Below are 1,387 nucleotides of genomic sequence, written 5' to 3'. Positions count from 1 at the left end.
TACTGCAACCGCATCTGGGGTGTGTGGCCTCGGCGTTTGTAGTGGGAGCGTCGGGCTCGGGCCTGGCTGCGTCTGCGGAAGCGTGACCAGTGCAGATGGTGTTCGTTGGTGTGGTGGCGGGGCGTGATGACGACGTGCCCGATCAGTCGGCGGATCTCCGGGACGCTGAGGGGTATGAGGTCTTGCTCGTCGTCGACGGTGCCCCTTTTGTGGCTTCTGCGGCACGGATGGCGGTCAGGTAGGCGAGGGCGGCCATGGAGAGAGTGATGTGTCGGTACCAGGCCCGGTAGAGCCGGACTTGGTAGTGGTCCAGGCCGCACTCGCCCTTGGCCGTCTGGAAACACTCCTCCACCGCCCACCTCGCCGCGGCCACCTTGACCAGGTCTTTCAGCCGTGAGACAGCCGGGCCGTAGCAGACGTAGTAGGCGATCTCGGTGGGGTCCGCCACGCTGCGGCGGGCCAGGACCCAGTGCCCGAAGCCGTCCTCCCAGCACGGGCGGATCGCGATACGGGCCCAGTCGTAGATTCGCTCCCCGTGCGCGCCCTGTCCGCCCGAGATCCGCTTCCAGCGCTGCCGGGGCAGCGCGGCGATCAGACGGTCGACGCGTTCCTCGCCCCAACGCGTTGTGATCACTGTGTCGTTGACCTTGGTGGCCATCACATGCGCGATCCGGCGCTGCTCCAGCCAGAACCGGGTGCGCTTGACCTGCCCGTACGCCTCGTCCGCGGTCACCCACGCGAACGGCACTCCGGCGTCGATGGCACGTTGCACCATCTGTCGGAAGTGCTCGTTCTTGGTGGCGAAGGGCACCTCGTCGGCGATGCCGGCGGCCCGGCAGCGGTCCCGGTCGTCCGTCCAGGACGCCGGGAGGTAGAGCTCGCGGTCGATCAGTGCCCGGCCGGCTGCCGAGGCGTAGGCCAGGAAGGTGCCGATCTGGGAGTTCTCGGTCCTTCCGGCTGTTCCGGAGTACTGCCGCTGCACGCCGGCCGACTTCGTGCCCTTCTTCAGGAAGCCGGTGTCGTCGCATATCAGGACACCGTCCGGCCTGCCGATGGTCTCCACGACGAAGTCACGGATGTCGTCTCGGACCGCGTTCTCGTCCCAGTCCGAGAGGTTGAGCAGGCGCTGGACACCGTCCGGGCGGAGCTGTCCGACCTGCTCCGACAGCGTCCAACCGTTCTTTTTCTCCAGAGGAGCGATCAGACCCTGAAGGTAGTCCAGCGCTCGCTCACGTGGCTCGGACCTGCCGAAACGGTGGGCGAAGCGGGCATGCAGCCCGGCTATCCCCTCCGACCACGACTCGACCTGCTCGACCGTCAACTCATCAGCACACAGTCACATCAACGACGAACAGTGCCATCAGTCACCCCAGATGCGGTTGCAGTA

Annotated in this window: 1 protein-coding gene; it reads right to left on the bottom strand. The window is 66.5% G+C overall.

Annotation, left to right across the window (positions count from 1 at the left end; translation table 11 throughout):
• Positions 1-142: 142 nt before the first annotated feature.
• Positions 143-1,321, bottom strand: a complete 1,179-nt coding sequence (locus tag ABZ693_RS36105; RefSeq protein ID WP_435842649.1) for an IS701 family transposase — start codon at positions 1,319-1,321, stop codon at positions 143-145.
• Positions 1,322-1,387: the final 66 nt, after the last annotated feature.

The sequence above is a fragment of the Streptomyces laurentii genome, from assembly GCF_040635425.1.
GTDB classification, from domain to species: Bacteria; Actinomycetota; Actinomycetes; order Streptomycetales; family Streptomycetaceae; genus Streptomyces; species Streptomyces laurentii.
Note: the sequence above shows the minus strand (reverse complement) of the source record. Positions and strands in the feature narration are given on the sequence as shown.